Source organism: Rickettsia gravesii BWI-1 (genome assembly GCF_000485845.1).
Lineage (GTDB): Bacteria > Pseudomonadota > Alphaproteobacteria > Rickettsiales > Rickettsiaceae > Rickettsia > Rickettsia rickettsii.
On sequence record NZ_AWXL01000004.1, the window covers coordinates 1 to 15,556 of the forward strand.

A 15,556-nucleotide genomic window follows, 5' to 3' on the forward strand; every position below is an offset into this window, starting at 1 on the left:
CCAAAAAGTTCGTTATTGCAATTTGTTGTTATAATAGTCACTCCCTGAGGGAGTCGGCTCATAGCATCTTTAAATTGACTTTCTGTTACTGTCCCAGCCATTTTTTCATAATTTTGTTAATGGTTCCGTCTTTTTTTAATGAATCGATTGCCTCATTAATTTCATTAATTAGTCCTGAGTTTTTAGACATGCCTATAGCAAAATCGGATGAAAATTCTTCTAAAGTACTGCTTTCTAAATTTGAATTATTTTCTTTTAATTTTTTACCTTGAAATTCCTCAGAAATAAGAGCATCTATGACTCTGGCTTTTAATTCTTCAATCAACATTAAATGATTTGCTAAAGAATGAACTTTAATATTTATCGTCTGTGATAGATCGTGTGCTTTTTTTTCTAAAACACTACCGAGTTGTACCCCTACTATTTTATTTTCTAGATCTTTGCTATTTTGTATATTATCGCCTGTTCTATATATTATGGCAAATCTTGCAGTAGCATAATTATCGGAAAAGCTGATATATTCGGCACGCTCCGGTGTTACGGAAAGCTCTGCCACCGCAACATCAATATTTTCACTAACCAAAGCTGCAAGTAAACCGTTAAAGTCGAAGTTTTTTATGATAACTTTTTTATTTAGACGTTTGCTTATTGCTTTGATAATATCAATATCAATCCCAACAATCTCTCCGTCTTGGATAAATTCATAAGGAGGATTATCTGCGGCAGTACCAACTATTAAAGTTTTTTCCGTTTCTTTTTTTTCACAAGAAACTAGTAAGCAAGATAGTAAAAATATTTTCAGAACTTTCATAAAAATAATGTTTTAAGTTTGAGTATGTTCTGTGTCATTCTATGAGGCATTGCCCTTGTTGTACAATCGTCATTGCAAGGAAAATTACGTAATAATTGACAAAGCAATCTCAGGATATTTGGCGAGATTGCCACGCAGTCTACGGCTGCTCGCAATGACGATGAAACCGAGCCATGCAACAAAGTCTATGGCTGCTCGCAATGACAGGAAAATCTATCCACGCGGGCAATACCTGCAAAGGAATAGCATCAAGAACTCAATTTCTCCTTTAAAAGCTGATTCACAAGCGTCGGATTAGCCTTACCGCCGGTTTTTTTCATTACCTGCCCTACAAAGAAACCGAATAATTTATCCTTACCACTTCTATAACCCTCTACTGATTCAGGATTTTCAGCTATTACCTCGTCAATTACCGTGTTTAGCACGTTATTATCCGAAACTTGTACAAGTCCTTTTTCTTCTACTATTTTATCAGGTGCTTTACCGGTTTCAAACATAATTTCAAAAACGGTTTTTGCAATTTTACCGGAAATAGTATCATTTTCTATTAAGTTTACCAGTTTTGCAAAGTTACTAGGGGTAATTTTGCATTCATTTATTCCTATCGATGCTTTATTTAATTGGCCGAACAATTCACTAGTTAGCCAATTAGTAAGCATTTTAGGGTTACATTCATTTGCTGCTTTCTCAAAATACCCAGCAACCGATTCATCGGCTACTATTACTTCGGCATCATATTTACTTAAGCTAAATTCCTTCGTATATTTTTCAATCTTTTGATCAGGTAGCTCAGGTAAATTTGCTTTTAGCTCATTTATTAACTCATCAGAAATAACAAGCGGTAATAAATCGGGATCAGGAAAATATCTATAATCAAGTGCTTCTTCTTTTAAACGCATAGTTCTTGTTTCGCCGCTATCGGCATTAAATAGGCGTGTTTCTTGAATTATTTCTTCACCGCTTTCAAGCAAGTCTACTTGTCTTTTAGCTTCAAATTCTATTGCTTTAATGATGTTACGAATTGAATTAATATTTTTAATTTCGCATCTTGTGCCGAGTGGTTCACCGCTACGTCTTACTGAAATATTAGCATCGCAACGCAGCGAGCCTTTTTCCATATCACCGTCACAGCTGCCAATATAACGTAACAAATTTCTTAGCTTTTTTACAAATTCAGCTGCTTCTTCCGGTGATGATATATCAGGTTCGGTCACAATTTCCATAAGCCCAATACCGGCACGATTCAAATCGATAAAACTGTAATGTGGTGATTGATCATGCATAGATTTACCCGCATCTTGCTCTAAATGTAAACGGTTAATACGAATAGTTTTAAGATCGCCGGTACTAGTCGGTATTTCCATAGTGCCGTTTTGCACTATAGGATAGTAAAATTGCGAAATTTGGTAACCTTGCGGCAGATCGGCATAAAAATAATTTTTACGATCAAATACCGAATATTTATTTATTTTAGCTTTAAGCCCAAGCCCTGTTTTAATTGCTTGGTGTACACAATGCTTATTTAATACCGGTAACATCCCGGGCATTGCTGCATCAACATAGGAAACCTGCGAATTTGGACTTGCTGCAAAAATAGTACTACTTCCTGAAAAAAGCTTAGATTTTGAGGAAATTTGAGCATGGATTTCAAGTCCTATTACATATTCCCATTTTCCCGTATTACCTTCAATATATGTCATAATTAAAAACCCTTTGGTTCAAATTTAATATGTTTTACACCTGACTCAATTGTCGATGCTACTTTCAAAACATTATATTCGTCTAATTGTTTACCTATAATCTGTATCCCAAGAGGTAAACCGCGTGCCGATAATCCAGCAGGAACCGATGCACAAGGTAAACCGGCTAAACTTGCAGGAATAGTAAATAAATCGTTTAAATACATAATAGTCGGATCATTTTGTTTTTCACCAATCTTAAAAGCTGCGGTCGGGGCAGCCGGTAATAAAATGGCATCAACTTTTGCAAAAGCATTATTAAAATCGTTTGCAACTAAACGACGTACTTTTTGAGCTTTTAAATAATATGCATCCATACCACTAGATGATAGCACATATGTTCCAATCATAATACGACGTTTTACTTCCTCCCCAAATCCGGCTGATCTAGTCATTTCATACATTTCGTCAAGCGTCATATTTTCACGTTCTACTCGAAGACCGTATCTAACGCCGTCATATCTAGATAAATTTGAAGAAGCTTCAGCCGGTGCTATTACGTAATAAACAGCAACACCGTATTTAGCATGCGGCAAAGTAATATCAACTATTTCAGCACCGGCGTTTTTAAGTAGTTCTATGGTATCCTGCCACATTTTCATAATATCAGGTTCAATAATACTGCCCTCACCAAGGCTAAGAGGTACGCCTATCTTCATATTTTTCATAGAACTTCCGATAGCGGATTGTAGTTCTGGAACTTCTGCTTTAATCGAAGTAGAATCTTTTTCGTCAAACCCCATCATCGCTTCAAGCATAATGCTACTGTCTAAAACGCTTCTAGTAAATATTCCTGCTTGATCAAGGGAGCTAGCAAACGATATCATTCCGTATCTTGAGCAACGACCATATGTCGGTTTAAAACCGACTAAACCCGTAAAGCTTGCAGGTTGACGTACCGAGCCGCCCGTATCGCTACCAAGAGCAGCAGATGCCATAAATCCGCTAACTGCCGCAGCTGAACCGCCTGAAGAACCGCCTGGAACTAAATCAGCATTATCATCATTTGCTTTCCAAGGGCTAATTACATTTCCAAAATAACTAGTGATATTTGCTGAACCCATAGCAAACTCATCCATATTGGTTTTGCCGAGCATCACACCGCCCTTATCAAAAATATTTTGTGTAACACTTGATTCATAATTAGGTATAAAATTTTTCAGTATATTAGCACATGCCGTAGTTCTAATTCCTTTCGTGCAGAAAAGATCTTTAGCGGCAAACGGGATACCCTCAAGGGTTCTTGCGTTATTTTGAGCATAATTTTGATCGGCTGCTTCAGCCTGTTTTAAAGCTAAGTCAAAAGTTTCGGTAACATAAGCATTTAGGTTTCTATGCTTCTCTATTTGTTTAATATGTGCACCTATTAATTCTGTACTTGTAAAATCTTTATTTTTTAGACCTTTTATACTGTCTGCTACTGTTAGTTTGTTTAGTTCCGTCATAATTATTCAACAACCTTTGGAGTGATAAAATATTTTACTTCTTTAGCCAGTTGAGCACTATTTCCACTTACATTATCAAATAACTCACTTGATAAATCAGAACTTGTAACGGAGTCCTCTCGCATTCTAGCATTCATATTAGAAACCGAAGTTAAAGGCTCTATATCTTTGCAATCTATTTCATTTAAAATATCGATCATATCCATAATAGTACTAAGCTGAGTAGAAAATTTTTCTACAGTATCTTCTTCAAATTTTAATCTAGCTAATTTTGCTATTTTCTGTGCTTCTTCTTTTGTTATCATAGTTTTATTATTTTGAGTGGTATAGTCTGATGTTATTCCCGTGAAGGCTTGCCTGTGTGTAACAGTATTTCTGTCATCCTGCGACTTGATTGTGGGATCCAGTTAAAAATACTAAAATTATTAGTATTTTTTATTGTTTTTATGGACCCCGTGGTCAAGCCACAGGGTGACACAGTGGATTTTACCGGTCCACGCAACAAATCTAAAGCAGGAATGACATAGAAAATCAAACAGTTATTATTTCTTGTTCTTTTTGCTTTATTACCGAGTCAACTTTACTACTATAATCATCGGTTAGCTTTTGTACTTGTTCAGATAAGCTATGATGCTCATCTTTTGCGATAACGTTATCCTTTTCTAGCTTTTTAAGTTCTTCATTGCCGTCTCTTCTAATATTACGTAATGAAATTTTAGTATCTTCACCGTATTTATGAGCAAGTTTTACCAGTTCTTTACGTCTTTCTTCAGTTAAAGCCGGCATCGGCAGTCTGATTAATTGACCGTCCGTTGCAGGAGTTAAGCCGAGATTTGCTATCGTAATTCCTTTCTCTACCGATGATACCATAGATTTATCCCAAACCTGCACGTTAATTGTTCGTGCATCAGGGGTGGATAGAGAAGCAACTTGTGAAAGCGGCATTTTACTCCCGTAAGCTTCCACGGTTACGCTATCAAGTAAATTAACTGAAGCTCTACCGGTACGTAGCCCTTTAAGCTCATGATCTAAAACTTTTAGAGCTTTCTCCATCTTTTCTTGTAAGTTTTTCTTTAAATTCTCTTTATCCATCTTTATTTATCCATATATTATTATTAGTACTCGAATTGAGACATTGTTATGTGTATTAGGAAATGTCCCCGATGTCATTCCCGCGTAGATTGGTTTTTCTGTCATTGCAAGGAAAAACTATAAGTTTTGACGAAGCAATCTAGTAAAAAATTCTGATTTACAGAATTTTTTATTATTTTTTCTAGATTGCCACGCAGCCTACGGCTGTTCGCAATGACGGTTTGGTCCCTACGCAACAACACCTATGCGGGAATGACATAAAAATCATACAACAATTTACACTACAATATATTATTCCTCAATTGTCGTATATTCCCCTTTATCTTGTATTACTCTAGCAAAATTTCTCTGTTCTTTTATCGAAAATACCCTTATAGGTAATTTATTTTCTCTTGCAACTGCAATAGCTGCCGTATCCATGACTTGCAGGTTCTTAGTTATAACATCTTTATAGCTAATAGTGAAATATTTTTTAGCATCCGGATTTTTTTTAGGGTCGGAATCATATACACCGTCAACCTGAGTTGCTTTTAATAAAATATCGCAATTCATTTCGATTGCACGCAGTACTGCGGCACTATCGGTTGTACAAAACGGGTTACCCGTACCGCCGGCAAAAATTACTACACGCTTTTTTTCCATATGTCTTTTAGCTTTGCGGCGAATATAAGGCTCGCACACGCTCATCATAGGAATAGCCGATAGAACTCTTGTATAGATATTGAGGCTTTCCATAACGTTTTGTAAAGTTAAAGCATTAATCACCGTTGCAAGCATACCTATATAATCTGCTGAAGCTCGGTCCATACCGACAAGTGTTGCATTAATCCCGCGGTAAATATTTCCACCGCCGACTACAATAGCGACTTCTACTCCTAAATCGATAACTTCTTTAATATCGCCGGCAATCTTTTTTATTACGTCATATTCATGCCCAAATTGCTTATCTCCCATTAAAGCTTCCCCTGACACTTTAAGTAAAACTTTTTTATACTTTAGAGCGTTTATATCTGATATCATTTTCTGCTTCAAGTTGTTTTTAATATCTGCTTAATTTTTTTAATCATTATACCTCTTTGTAGGTCAGTAATCGATGATTTATTGAGTGCATGCACTAATAACATATTATTATTTATATCAAGTGTTACTGTACCTGGAGTTAGAGTAATCGAATTACCATACATTATTTCGCCTATTTCTTCTAGCCCTTCTGCGTCAACCCATTCAAAAACCGGCTCTATTCCTATCTTTCTTTGCCAAATTATTTTAATAACCGCGAAAGCCGATTTCCATATTTCTAATAATAACCAAGGAAAATATAATATAAATTTAATTTTAGTGAGCATTAACATTTTCGGTTAATTTGATATTTGAAGTAAAAGGTATTAGTAGCATTATAAATACAAATAACAGCCCTATCATATTAAATATATTATTTATTGCAATTACAAAAGCATCATGATTTAATTTGTTTGCTAATAACAAATATGATGCTTTTTCGGGATTCAAAACTTTTCCGCTTAATAATTCAGTATAAGAATCTAGTTGTTCTAATGCCATTATAGAAGTAGACGAGATATTTTCCGATAAATATTGCATAAAGGTTTTAGTATCATTAGTAAGTATAGTACTGATTATTGCAAGCCCTACCGCTCCTCCTAAATTACGAGTAAGATTATAAAGCCCGCTAGCGTTGCCTACTCTTTCTTTCGGCATATTGCCAAGAGCTATATTATTAGTCGGTATAAAACAAAACATTAATGAAAGTCCTCTAACAAATTGAGGAAGTACAAATGCAGCAAATTTAGAATCAGGCGTTAGAAAACTATTCAAATGACATCCAAGAGCAAACCCTCCAAGCCCTATAATAAGCATCAGGCGTAAATCTACCCCTAGCCCTAACATTCTACCGGCGAGTGGTGCAGATAAAAATTGTGCTCCGCCCGTCACCATCATAGTAGCCCCGATTTGTAATGTATCATATCCGGCAATAGTAAAGAGAAATAGCGGTAATATATATACTGCCCCGTATAATCCGATACCCATAACGAACGAATAAAGGCAACCAAAAGTAAAGTCTTTATAAAGAAATGTTTTTAAGTCTAAAATTGGATTAATAAAGGTTAGTTCTCTAATGATTAATAAAATAAAACCTAAAACTACTGCAATACTTAAGAATAATATTAAATTATCCTCAAGCCAACCTTTTTTGTTTCCTTCTTCTAACACATACTGTAATAAGCCGAACGTTAAAGCCATTAATAATATACCGAGAAAATCAAAATTTTTCAGTAATTTATAATTTGGTTTATCAAAATCCCCATATAAAAAAACTACCGTGCATACGAAAATACCGGGTATGACGTTTAATAAAAACATAAAATGCCATGATAAAATCTCCGTAATATATCCACCGAGTGTAGGTCCTAAAGTAGGGGCAACAGTTACGACAAGTCCAATTAAGATAGTAACGATAGGACGTTGCGATGCAGGAAAAAGTATAAAAACGGTACTAAAGACCGTCGGTATCATAGCACCGCCAAAAAAGCCTTGTAATGCTCTAAAGATAATCATGGATTCAATATTAGTTGCAAGCGAACATAATACGCTCATAACCGTAAACCCTAAAGCTGCAATAAAATAAGAAATTCTAGTAGCAAGTAACCTTGCTAAAAAGCCGGTAATAGGAATAATGATAACTTCAGCTATTAAGTACGATGTTTGAACCCAAGAAAGTTCATCGCTTGAAGCGGCAAGACCGGCAGCTATTATGGATAATGAGCTAGCGACAATTTGAATATCAAGTACCGACATAAACATGCCGACAACCATACCAAAAAAAGCAAATAATTGCTTTTTAGAAAGAGCAGGCGGTTGTAAATTATCATTGGACATAATTAAATTATACAGTTTAAATTAAATAAAGTTAATAAGTGACATATATGTTTAAAATAAAAAATTATTGTACAACTTTTAATTTTTAATTAAACTATTTATTAGGATATAAGTAGACAAGACATAATATATGGTAATCATTTTATTTATATTTAGCAAATAATAAATATGTGATTGATTTATTAAAAATATTTACTATAATACTAATTAACTATAATTGATTTATCAATATGCAAAACCCAGCACAAAAAGTTATATCTTTTTCAGAGCATAAATCTGATATAGAACGCATAAAGAAATCAATAGAAGAGGGGTGGGCGATAGTAAAGCTAGTACCTAATAACGACCGTTTTATCGGACTTTTAGAAAAGATTTCGCATGCTGAAGATGAAACAATCTATATTCCTCCAAGAAAAAAGATAATAGTTAATTAACACGAATAGCGAATTATTACATAATCTGCTATTCGGCTTAAGAAGTTGAATATAAAAGGTGACAATTGGCTTTCACTTTTTATATAAAGCTAAGTATATATTATTTTTTAGCAAAAACTTATAATTCTTTACAAAATATAATGGAATTACCTAAAAAAGGTAGTTTTGTTTTACACCACTCTTAAAAAGACCTTATTGTCATTTCCGTGTAGCATTGGTGTTGTTGCATGGATTAATTCCACCCTGTCATTCTAGCTCATTTGTAGCGAGATCCAGTTTAAAATACTAAGGTGACCTTGCGGTTAATAAAGTGCATTACCGCAGTTGCTGCAATCTTGCCTATATTATGGCTCAGGGAATCATGAATGGCGTCATGTTCTCTTGTTACCGTCCTGCTCTAAACGACTGTAAGCACTTAGCAATATCCCGTTATTAGAATTTAAAGCTGGAGTAACGCTCCCCGCTATTTTATTCTCTATCTTCTGCCCTAAACCAGATAGTGCGTTGTTATTTACAGCATTTACTGCAAGTTCCGTTACTTTTTCTATCGCTATCATCTTTGCCAGTTGTACTCCCGATGCTTTCGCTAGCTCTATGATGGTCTTAAAAAAGTTTCCAACTTCAATCTTTCAAGCATTTTGATAGTTCAATACTCATAGGTCTTATTGGTAAAGGTTTATTTTCTGCTATAGCTTGCTGATGTTCTTTCGTGATTGCTTCCCAGCATCTGTAATCTTCATCTTGTCTTGTCATTAAATCAAATTGGGCAAGGTTGGTATTTAGTTTTTCTTGAGCCTTGGTCACTTCTCCATCTTTAGCGTGTAAAAATTCTATTAAATGCAGGACATCTTCTGGAAATAATCTTGGATTACACATTTGTATATAATTTACTATCAATAACCAACCTAAATTACGTCTATCCTCTTTAGAATATTTAGGATAATTTATATATTTTTCATCATCCATAAAAACATAATCGAAATATTCTTCTAATATTTCGCCAGTATCATATAATTCGCCTAGATGAAAATGATATTGTTGGTAATGTTAACATTACTTCTAAAAATTCACCTAAATTTTCTAAGGTTATATCTTCTACTGCTTTAAATTCTACAGAATCAAAGAAATATAAATCTATATATTCTTGAAGTGTTTTTCTGATATATGCATCTTCTTCGTTTATTTTTTCATACCATAATTTATCTGTCATTGTTTATTTCATTTTGTTATTCCAATAATTTATACCGCTTCGAGGTTTCATTAAAGTTTTTATTACCTTATTTGCATGTTTTTGTTGTGATTAGGTTATTTTTTAAAACAGCGTCTCTCTCTATTTCTTTATATGTCCTTACATGCGCTACATTACCACCTGTATTATCAAATATTACAAACTGGTCATTTTTTATATCAACAGCAATAAGTCTTTCAGTATCATTACTTATTTTATAAGCATTTTTTAAAACCGCTTTAGGTTCTTTAGATGCTGGACTTTGTGACCACTTAGATTGATGGTGATAATAAATGATTAGTATTTTAAGTTATTTTTTTGGATATCGTGGTCAAGCTACGGTATGACACGAATGTGTTTTTTTACACATTATTAGTATATCAGGTTCTACCACGCCTATCACAAATAGGGCTATAGTTTTATTTAGAAAATGGTGCCAATGTGGGGATTTGAACCCCAGACCTACGCATTACGAATGCGCCGCTCTACCAGCTGAGCTACATCGGCTGAAATATGATTATATTATGCTGAGATATGGATTCCTACGAGACATGTTGCGTCATTGCGAGCGACTGACAAGGAGCGTGGCAATTCAATAAAAAAATTTTAAAATGCTAAAGACTATAGTATCCTTAATTGGGCCCCGTGGTCAAGCCACGGGGTGACAATGAAACATCTTTATAAATGCGTCGAAAATCTTAAATGGAAATGCTGCGTATCGTCATATTGCTTCTTCTTAACCGGGAAACCCCAATCCATTCTGATCGGTGCAAAACGTGTTACCCAAATAAAGCCGAAACCAACGGAAGCTCTAAGAGATTTATCGTTATAAAAACCGTTTGGAGTTTGATATTGTTTCTTATTTAGGCCTACTCCCCAAACGCTTCCTAAATCCATAAAGACTGCACCGGTTAAATTAAATTCCGCAGGTACAGGTGTTGGGAAATTAAGCTCTGTTGAGAATGTGTAATATCGCTCACCGCCAAGTCCTTCGTTAGTGACCTTTTCACGAGGCCCTACACCACCGCTTGCAAAGCCTCTTAAACTATAATCACCTAAATTAAAGCGATCGGAAATTCTAATAATTTTTCCTCCAAGCCCTGCAATATCGCCTCCGGAAGCAGATAATTTTAAAGTAAGCTTGTTATGTATGAAAGATTTATAATATTTACTGTCAACTTCATGCTTTATATATTTGTTATCACCTCCAACGCCGGCAAATTCTTGTGTGCCGCTTACTAAATAACCGTTCTTTGGAACAATTTTATTATCGGTTTGATCATAAGTAATAGTATGTCCTATAGCAGAAGTAATGAATCTTCCCATTTGCTCCTTTAAGAATATTGAGCTTGATGGAGTTGGAGCACTTAAAATATCACGTTTAATTAAATAATCTATTTCGTGACCTAAATCCTCTTTAATTTCATAACCAAGAGAAGTTTTGACTCCTATAGAGTGTAACTTATAGCTTTGATCAGTTGTATTTAATATACTAGCACCGCGTCCGGTATAGTTTCTAAATGCGTTTACGCCAAGTGATAAATCACGATCTAAAAAGTGCGGTGCGGTAATACCACCGTAATAGCTTGTAGTGTTTTTACTTACTTGTACACCGGCATTAAGCAGTTTCCCGGTACCGACTAAATTACGCTCTAAGAAAGAGAAACGTCCGAATAAACCGCCGGCAGTATTATATCCTAAATCAAAACCTATAGAGGAAGTAGATTTTTCATCAACTTCAACGTTAACATCATATTTATCTTTAGCTTTAGTCGGAGCTAAGCTAATTGCTACTTTCTCAAAATAATCTAAATTTCTAAGATTACGCTCACCTTTTTCAATATATGAACGATTAATTATATCACCTTCTTCTATTTTAAATTCTCTTCTTATAACAAGGTCTTCGGTTTTAAGGTTATTAATAATATTAATTTTATTAATATAAATCTTATCGGCTTTTTCAATAATAAATTTAATATCTGCAGTATGATTAGCATTTTTCATTATATCCGGATAAACATTTACCGCAGGGTAACCGTTCGCTGTAAAATATTCTCCGATTTTTTCAGCTATATCATCAACCTTTTTCATATTGAAAACCTTGCCTTGCTTAATATTAACAATTTTATTAAGCGGTGTTATATCTATATTAGTTAATTTATTGTCTATTGTAATATTACCGAAGCTATATTTTTCTCCCTCTTCAATGGAATAGGTAAGGGTGAAATATTCTTTAGTATTATTGAGTTCTGCCGATGCCGAAATTACTCTAAAATCTGCAAAACCTACAGATTGATAAAACTCTCTCAGTAATTCTTTATCATACTCCACTCTATCAGGATCGTAAGTATCATTACTTTCTAAAAAACGAAACCAACGAGATTCTTTAGTTAAAACAATAGATTTAAGTTCTGAATCACTATAATTTTCATTACCGCTAAAATAAATATATTTAATACCGGTTTTTGGTCCTTCTGCTATATCAAAAATAACTTTAACTCTGTTGTTTTCTAAATTTTCGATTTTAGGTGTTACCGTAGTAGCAAAACGTCCGCTACGTTTATAAATTTCTAATATTTTCTTTACGTCTAATTCAATTTTAGCTTGGCTAAGAGATTCGCCCGACATTGTATAAATTTCTTTAGCGAGCATATTAGTTTTGATTTTAGAATTACCGCTAAATACTACACTACTTATAAAAGGCGTTTCAGTAACGTTAACTATTAAATTACCATCATTTGTTATATGCATATTTATATTTCTAAAAAGTGAGGTGACATATAAACGTTTTATTGCCTCATCTTCTTTAGAATTATTATAGGTTTCTCCTATCTTAAGCTTTAAATAGCTCTCAATAGTAGAACGCTCAACCCTATGGTTACCTTCGATAGTTATTTTACGAATTACAGAGTCAGCTAATGAAATATGATAATAAAAAATCGTTAATAATAAAATTGTTAACTTACTAATTGATCTGATTGTCACCTAAAACCTTCTTTAAGATTTAATTTAAATTTCTGTGTTTAAACCCGATGTCATCCCGTGGCTTGACCACGGTAAAAATAATAAATTAGATACCGCGTGCAAGCGCGGTATGACAAAGAACTGGATTCCCGCTTTTAGCTAAGAATAATACAAAGTTCTCCTAACTAATGCATTCAAATATAATTAATGTACTCCACTATAGTAGATAATATAAACAAGAGCAAGTAAATCTATAATTTAGGAAAACAAATTTTGTATATCGTTGGAAACAGCAATTATAATAAGAAAAATTATAATTATTGCTCCTAATTGTAACAAAATATTTTTAGTCTTAGGATTCGGTAATTTACCTGTAATTGCTTCATATAATATAAATACTAAATGTCCGCCGTCAAGCACCGGTATAGGTAGTAAGTTAAGTAACCCTAAATTAACGGAAAGCATTGCTATAAATAACAGATACATTTGGGTTCCACCAGCTATAGATTTGCCTGACTCTTTAGCAATAGCTATCGGCCCTCCTATCTCATCGAATGAACGTTTTCCTACAATCATTTGCGATATTGCATTTAGAGTTAAAGCAGACATATCTATAGTAGTATTAATAGCTTCCCAGAATCCTCCTAAAATTCCTATTTTAGTATGAATAGGTTCATTTTTAGCTATAATACCGATGCGAAGAGTTTTCTTAACTTGCTTTTCTTCGGGAGGTGATATAATTATTTCTTGAGGCATTATATTAACGATAAATTCCTTACTTTTTCTTTCTATAGTTAAAGTAGAAGAGCTAAAACCGTTAATTAATATCTCTCTCTGCACGTCCCCGAAATCTTTAACAGATTTATCGTTAACCTTAACAATTTTATCTCCTGCTCTTAAGTCTTCTCTCTCTGCCGGTGATGAAGCTACTACATCACCTATTATAGGAGGAATCTCTGTTTTTCCAAAGTAACAATAAAAACCTGCAAATATTATTACGGCAAGTAAATAATTAATTAACGGACCTGCTGCAACTATTAAAAAACGTTCTAAACAAGATTTAGCATCAAAAGCTACTTTTTCGTTAACTTCTTTAGTCTTATCCATAAGGCTGCGATCATAGCCGTAAATCTTGACATAACCGCCAAGCGGTATAAGGCAAATCTTCCACCTAACTCCTTTTTTATCGGTAATGCCTATTAGTACTTTACCGAAACCTATCGAGAACTCCTCAACTGTTACATTAAAATATCTAGCAATACAATAATGCCCAAATTCATGGATAAATACCAAGATACTAATTGTTATAATAAATCCTATTATAGAGAGCATAAAAATTTTATAAGTTTACTAATAAATTATTTTAAGGTATACATTGTAAGGTTATAGATATCATTTCATCGTTGTGAGTGGATGTTGCTCCTTGGTTTCCGATGTCATTCCCGCGAAAGCGGGAATCCACAGAAAAAAAAATGAAGTAATCCAAATGTATTAGTTTTAAAAACTAATAGTATTTATGTTTTTTAATTACTGGATTCCCGCTTTCGCGGGAATGACATCACGCCATATCACACTCGCAATGACGAAGATTAAATTTTAAATTTCTTTTTTCTATGAGTTCAAATAAAATTAATAAAAAGTCGATTGCACGTATTGCAGCAGTGCAAGCTATTTATCAAAACATATTGCAAAATAACGACGATATGGATGATATCATGCAAAATGTACTTTCTTTTTATCAAAATAATAATTCTATAACAGATTTACCTGAGAATTTAAAAATATCATTAAGTATAAATCATTTTAAAATGCTGGTAAAGTCAGTATTTGAAAATATTAATAAACTAGACGAAATTATCGACAATCATTTAACAAATGATAAAGATCCTGCACATATGCCGATCTTACTCCGAGCTTTATTGCGTGTTAGTATATGTGAGCTATTATTTTGCCCTACTACGCCTGCTAAAGTAGTAATCAACGAATATACGGACATAGCAAATGATATGTTAAATGAGCATGAAATTGGTTTTGTTAATTCCGTATTAGATAAAATAGCAAAAGAGCATACTCGTTTAATTTGAAAAATTGGCTACAAGTACTGTGGTACTCAAGTATTATTAACGGCTTTCGTTCCTCGTCTTGTGGATTCCTTGCTCTTTTCCAGATTAAACTTCGTCTACTTATTCTTCATTTATTTATAAGTATAAAAGATTTTATGACAAATAATTTAAGCGGTTATAGAAATAAATTCGTTAGAGTTAAGACTTCTAAAAAACGCACCGTCTCTTCTAGTAATTGGCTTAGACGCCAATTAAACGATCCGTATGTTGCAAAAGCACGTATAGACGGCTTTAGGTCGAGAGCTGCATATAAACTACTTGAAATTCATGAAAAATTTAAACTTTTTACTCCTAATATGAAAATTGTTGATCTAGGAGCAGCTCCTGGGGGATGGAGTCAAGTAGCTTCCAGGCTTATTAAAGCTTCGGATAATAACCTAAATAATAAAATCATCTCTATCGATGTGTTAGAAATCGAACCTGTTGCTGGAGTTGAATTTTTTCAAAAGGACTTTTTTGAAGCAGATACGGAAGAATTAATTATTCAGGCTTTAGACGGTAGAGCTGATATAGTAATGAGTGATATGGCATCAAATACCATAGGTCATAAAGCTACAGACCATATAAGAACCTTACTTTTATGTGAGCAAGCTTTTGAATTTGCTTTAAAAGTACTAAAACCCTCCGGTCATTTTATTGCTAAAATTTTTCGTGGCGGTGCAGAAAATGAATTATTAAATAAAGTAAAGCGTGAATTTAAAACAGTGAAACATTTTAAACCTTCATCCAGCCGTAGTGAGTCTACGGAAATCTATTTAGTGGCTTTAAATAAGAAATAATGAATATGAAAGGCGAAAGGTGATTTCTGCCTATAAATTTATTATA

Annotated in this window: 14 protein-coding genes, 1 tRNA gene and 2 pseudogenes; 3 read left to right on the forward strand and 14 right to left on the reverse strand. The window is 33.8% G+C overall.

Going from position 1 to position 15,556, the window contains the following annotated elements:
• The 9 genes and pseudogenes from RGRA_RS0101525 to RGRA_RS0101565 all read right to left on the reverse strand — a co-directional run.
• A pseudogene (locus tag RGRA_RS0101525) lies at positions 1 to 101 on the reverse strand (FMN reductase); the annotation flags it as partial.
• Positions 86 to 811 carry an ABC transporter substrate-binding protein gene (locus RGRA_RS0101530; protein WP_017443368.1) on the reverse strand — a complete coding sequence of 242 codons (726 nt, stop codon included), beginning with the start codon at positions 809 to 811 and terminating at the stop codon, positions 86 to 88. The pseudogene RGRA_RS0101525 and the gene RGRA_RS0101530, both read right to left, overlap by 16 nt.
• Before the next feature lie 248 nt (positions 812 to 1,059).
• The gene (gatB, locus tag RGRA_RS0101535; protein WP_017443369.1) at positions 1,060 to 2,511 is read right to left on the reverse strand and encodes an Asp-tRNA(Asn)/Glu-tRNA(Gln) amidotransferase subunit GatB; all 1,452 of its coding nucleotides are present in this window, start codon (positions 2,509 to 2,511) and stop codon (positions 1,060 to 1,062) included.
• Between the two features lie 2 nt (positions 2,512 to 2,513).
• On the reverse strand, positions 2,514 to 3,995 hold the full coding sequence (gatA, locus tag RGRA_RS0101540; protein WP_017443370.1) for an Asp-tRNA(Asn)/Glu-tRNA(Gln) amidotransferase subunit GatA: 1,482 nt from the start codon (positions 3,993 to 3,995) through the stop codon (positions 2,514 to 2,516).
• A gap of 2 nt (positions 3,996 to 3,997) precedes the next feature.
• Complete coding sequence (gene gatC, locus RGRA_RS0101545; protein ID WP_017443371.1) at positions 3,998 to 4,300, reverse strand: Asp-tRNA(Asn)/Glu-tRNA(Gln) amidotransferase subunit GatC; 303 nt, start codon at positions 4,298 to 4,300, stop codon at positions 3,998 to 4,000.
• Between the two features lie 226 nt (positions 4,301 to 4,526).
• The gene (gene frr, locus RGRA_RS0101550) at positions 4,527 to 5,087 is read right to left on the reverse strand and encodes a ribosome recycling factor (RefSeq protein WP_017443372.1); all 561 of its coding nucleotides are present in this window, start codon (positions 5,085 to 5,087) and stop codon (positions 4,527 to 4,529) included.
• A 291-nt stretch (positions 5,088 to 5,378) separates the two neighbouring features.
• Positions 5,379 to 6,107 carry a UMP kinase gene (pyrH, locus tag RGRA_RS0101555; RefSeq protein ID WP_024547233.1) on the reverse strand — a complete coding sequence of 243 codons (729 nt, stop codon included), beginning with the start codon at positions 6,105 to 6,107 and terminating at the stop codon, positions 5,379 to 5,381.
• 8 nt (positions 6,108 to 6,115) lie between these two features.
• Positions 6,116 to 6,439: a monovalent cation/H+ antiporter subunit E gene (locus RGRA_RS0101560; RefSeq protein ID WP_017443374.1), complete on the reverse strand. Its 324-nt coding sequence runs from the start codon at positions 6,437 to 6,439 to the stop codon at positions 6,116 to 6,118.
• On the reverse strand, positions 6,423 to 7,982 hold the full coding sequence (locus tag RGRA_RS0101565; RefSeq protein WP_017443375.1) for a DHA2 family efflux MFS transporter permease subunit: 1,560 nt from the start codon (positions 7,980 to 7,982) through the stop codon (positions 6,423 to 6,425). The genes RGRA_RS0101560 and RGRA_RS0101565 overlap by 17 nt, the downstream gene beginning before the upstream one ends.
• Positions 7,983 to 8,212: 230 nt before the next feature.
• On the opposite strand from RGRA_RS0101565, the gene RGRA_RS0101570 reads away from it, so the two are divergent.
• Positions 8,213 to 8,416 carry a DUF2674 domain-containing protein gene (locus RGRA_RS0101570; RefSeq protein ID WP_004996604.1) on the forward strand — a complete coding sequence of 68 codons (204 nt, stop codon included), beginning with the start codon at positions 8,213 to 8,215 and terminating at the stop codon, positions 8,414 to 8,416.
• A gap of 371 nt (positions 8,417 to 8,787) precedes the next feature.
• Here RGRA_RS0101570 and RGRA_RS0101575 read toward each other — a convergent pair whose 3' ends face one another.
• From RGRA_RS0101575 to rseP, 5 genes and pseudogenes are all read right to left on the reverse strand, one after another.
• Positions 8,788 to 8,973 carry a hypothetical protein gene (locus tag RGRA_RS0101575; protein ID WP_017443376.1) on the reverse strand — a complete coding sequence of 62 codons (186 nt, stop codon included), beginning with the start codon at positions 8,971 to 8,973 and terminating at the stop codon, positions 8,788 to 8,790.
• A 64-nt stretch (positions 8,974 to 9,037) separates the two neighbouring features.
• Positions 9,038 to 9,626 (reverse strand): annotated as a pseudogene (locus tag RGRA_RS14220) (hypothetical protein).
• Between the two features lie 449 nt (positions 9,627 to 10,075).
• Positions 10,076 to 10,151: transfer RNA gene (locus tag RGRA_RS0101585), tRNA-Thr, on the reverse strand.
• A 171-nt stretch (positions 10,152 to 10,322) separates the two neighbouring features.
• Positions 10,323 to 12,629 (reverse strand): outer membrane protein assembly factor BamA, encoded by a 2,307-nt coding sequence (gene bamA / locus RGRA_RS0101590; RefSeq protein WP_017443377.1) that lies wholly within the window; start codon positions 12,627 to 12,629, stop codon positions 10,323 to 10,325.
• Positions 12,630 to 12,866: 237 nt separating this feature from the next.
• Positions 12,867 to 13,940, reverse strand: a complete 1,074-nt coding sequence (gene rseP / locus RGRA_RS0101595) for an RIP metalloprotease RseP (RefSeq protein WP_017443378.1) — start codon at positions 13,938 to 13,940, stop codon at positions 12,867 to 12,869.
• A gap of 281 nt (positions 13,941 to 14,221) precedes the next feature.
• Here rseP and nusB point away from each other — a divergent pair, with 281 nt between their 5' ends.
• Together nusB and RGRA_RS0101605 are read left to right on the forward strand one after the other, a co-directional pair.
• Positions 14,222 to 14,692, forward strand: coding sequence for a transcription antitermination factor NusB (nusB, locus tag RGRA_RS0101600; protein WP_017443379.1), 471 nt, complete (start codon positions 14,222 to 14,224; stop codon positions 14,690 to 14,692).
• 134 nt (positions 14,693 to 14,826) lie between these two features.
• Complete coding sequence (locus RGRA_RS0101605) at positions 14,827 to 15,510, forward strand: RlmE family RNA methyltransferase (RefSeq protein ID WP_017443380.1); 684 nt, start codon at positions 14,827 to 14,829, stop codon at positions 15,508 to 15,510.
• The last annotated feature ends 46 nt before the right edge of the window (positions 15,511 to 15,556 follow it).